Here is a 2995-nt window from a genome sequence, read left to right as displayed (position 1 = left end):
GACGGGAAGGCGCATGTTGGTCCCTGCTTCCAATGTGAGTTCCGATGGATGCTCATCGCAGGGGCGGGACCGAGTATCTTTGATCTATAGCAAACCCGATATTCTAATATGACGCATGCGTCATTTTTAGGTCGCCGCGCGGATCGTCAGGCGCGCGGCCTGGGCCATCGCAACCAGGGAAAGGGCGGCGAAACCTGCGACCGCGACACACCAGCCGCAATGCGCCGCACTGACGTCTCCGCAAATCCGGCCGATCGCACGCATGTGATCCCAAGCAGGAATCGCCGCGAGGGCGGCGTCGACCGCCAGGACGAGGCTGGTTAGGGCCCAGCCGATGGGCAGGGCCGGGCTTTTCGACATCAGTTCATGCGCAGGCATCGGGATCTCCGGAGTTCCGGGCCTGCTGCACGGACGGGCGCGCCATAGCCTTGAGCCAAATCAAAGCGCGGCGTCGGCGGACGGGCCAAACGGCGGTCAAACGCCACCCAGCCAGGAAGCCATGACGCAGCCAGTCGCAACGTCCGAGGACGCGCCGCTCAACGCTTTGATCCTCTACGCCGTCACGGGCCTGGGCGCGCTGGCCGCGCTGTTCGCGACGGCGATCTCGGAGGATCCATCCTTCCAACTCGCGGGTTGGACCCTGTTCCTTGGGCTTCTGGCCGGCTTCCTGGCGATGACCGTCGGTTTGCCCAATGGTCGCTTTCGTGCGGACCCGACCCGCTACGCGGACGGCGTCATTCGGGCCGGCGTGATCGCGACGATGTTCTGGTGCCTGGCCGGTCTGGCGGCGGGGGTGCTCGCGGCCGCACAGCTCAGCTGGCCGACCATCTTCTATCACCCAGACATTCCCTGGCTGAACTTCGGCCGGCTGCGGCCGCTGCACACCTCGGCGGTGATCTTCGCATTCGGCGGCAATGCGCTGATCGCGACGTCGTTCTATGTGGTCCAGCGCACCTGCCGGGCCCGGCTGGCCGGCGGCGCGTGGCCCTGGTTTGTGTTCTGGGGCTATCAGCTGTTCATCGTGCTGGCGGCGACCGGCTATCTGGCCGGCATCACCCAGAGCCGCGAGTACGGCGAACCCGAATGGTACGTCGATCTTTGGCTGACCATCGTCTGGGTCGCCTACCTGTTGGTGTTTCTGGGCACAATCTGGAAGCGCAAAGAACCGCACATCTACGTGGCCAACTGGTTCTATCTGGCCTTCATCGTCACCATCGCGATCCTGCATCTGGTGAACAACGCGGCGGTTCCCGTCGGCCTGCTCAACGCCAAGAGCTATTCGGCCTACGCAGGGGTTCAAGATGCGCTGATCCAGTGGTGGTACGCCCACAACGCTGTGGGATTCTTCCTCACCGCCGGCTTCCTGGCGATGATGTACTACTTCGTGCCCAAGCGGGTGAACCGGCCGGTCTACTCGTACCGGCTGTCGATCGTGCACTTCTGGTCGCTGATCTTCATCTACATCTGGGCCGGTCCGCACCACCTCCACTATACGGCGCTGCCGCAGTGGGCCCAGACCCTGGGCATGACCTTCTCGATCATGCTGTGGATGCCCAGCTGGGGCGGCATGATCAACGGGCTGATGACGCTGTCAGGCGCCTGGGACAAGCTCCGCACCGACCCGGTCGTCCGCATGATGGTGGTGGCCATCGCCTTCTACGGCATGGCGACCTTCGAAGGCCCGCTGATGTCGATCCGGGCCGTCAACGCGCTCAGCCACTACACCGACTGGACCATCGGCCACGTCCACTCCGGCGCTTTGGGTTGGGTGGGCTTCATCAGTTTTGGGGCCGTCTACTGCATGGTTCCCTGGCTCTGGAAGAAGGAACGTCTCTACTCCGACAAGCTGGTCGAGTGGCACTTCTGGATCGCGACGACGGGGCTGCTTCTCTACATCGCCGCCATGTGGGTCTCCGGCATCATGGAGGGCCTGATGTGGCGGGAGTACACGCCGCAAGGCTACCTCGCGAACGCCTTCGTCGAGACCGTGGCCGCCAAGCACATCGAGAACGTCATCCGCACGGTCGGGGGTCTCATGTACCTCGGCGGCGCGGGGATCATGGCCTACAACCTGTGGCGGACGGTCCGCATGCCCGGCGAGGCGACCTCGCCGCTGGCGACCCCGATCCCCACCCATAACCCCGCCCTCGTGGCGGCCGAGTAGGGGCTCCGGACATGTGGAAAAATCACGCCAGGTTCGAGCGCCACTCGCTGTGGCTGGTGATCGGGATCATCATCACCGTGTCGATCGGCGGGCTCGTCGAGATCGCTCCGCTCTTCTATCTTGAGAGCACCATCGAGCGGGTGAAGGGCGTACGGCCCTACACCCCGCTGGAGCAGGCCGGTCGCGACATCTACACCCGCGAAGGCTGCTACGTCTGCCATTCGCAGATGATCCGCCCGCTGCGCGACGAGGTCGAACGCTACGGCCACTACAGCCTCGCCGCCGAGAGCATGTACGACCACCCCTTCCAGTGGGGCTCCAAGCGCACCGGGCCGGATTTGGCGCGGGTCGGCGGGAAGTACTCGGACAATTGGCATGTGGATCACCTGAAGGACCCGCGCGCGGTGGTGCCCGAGTCCAACATGCCGCCCTACGCGTTCCTGGCGAAGACGGAGCTCGACTACCGCACAATTGAACAGCGGATGCGCGCGTTGCGCGCCGTGGGCGTGCCCTACAGCGCCGCGCAGATCGAGAACGCCAAGGCCGATCTCGAGATGCAGGTTGACCCGTTTGCTGGCGAACGCTCGGCGCTAAAGGCCCGATACGGCGCCAAGGTGACCCAGCGCGACTACGACGGGGATCCCTCCAAGATCACCGAAATGGACGCCCTGATCGCCTATCTGCAGGTGCTCGGGACCATGGTCGACTTCCGCACCTATCGGGCTGAAGACCCGGAGAACCTGCGATGAGCGGCCTCAGCTACGAGGCCGTTGCGGCCTTCGCCCAGCAAGCCGGCCTGATCTACTTCGGGCTGATTTTCGTGGCCGGCGT

3 protein-coding genes and 1 pseudogene are annotated in these 2995 nt (G+C 64.5%); 3 read left to right on the top strand and 1 reads right to left on the bottom strand.

Annotated features, from left to right (window positions below; translation table 11 throughout):
- Positions 1-126: 126 nt before the first annotated feature.
- Positions 127-378, bottom strand: coding sequence for a hypothetical protein (locus tag ACIQ3R_RS16885; RefSeq protein WP_397420015.1), 252 nt, complete (start codon positions 376-378; stop codon positions 127-129).
- A 295-nt stretch (positions 379-673) separates the two neighbouring features.
- Between ACIQ3R_RS16885 and ccoN the strand changes: the two genes are divergently transcribed.
- The 3 genes and pseudogenes from ccoN to ACIQ3R_RS16870 all read left to right on the top strand — a co-directional run.
- Positions 674-2164: a cytochrome-c oxidase, cbb3-type subunit I gene (gene ccoN / locus ACIQ3R_RS16880; RefSeq protein WP_397420016.1), complete on the top strand. Its 1491-nt coding sequence runs from the start codon at positions 674-676 to the stop codon at positions 2162-2164.
- Between the two features lie 11 nt (positions 2165-2175).
- Entirely contained in the window at positions 2176-2913 is a 738-nt protein-coding gene (gene ccoO, locus ACIQ3R_RS16875) for a cytochrome-c oxidase, cbb3-type subunit II (protein ID WP_397420014.1), read from the top strand.
- Positions 2910-2995: pseudogene (locus ACIQ3R_RS16870) on the top strand (CcoQ/FixQ family Cbb3-type cytochrome c oxidase assembly chaperone); the annotation flags it as partial. The gene ccoO and the pseudogene ACIQ3R_RS16870, both read left to right, overlap by 4 nt.

The organism is Phenylobacterium sp., assembly GCF_044371015.1.
GTDB lineage: Bacteria > Pseudomonadota > Alphaproteobacteria > Caulobacterales > Caulobacteraceae > Phenylobacterium.
Note: the sequence above shows the minus strand (reverse complement) of the source record. Positions and strands in the feature narration are given on the sequence as shown.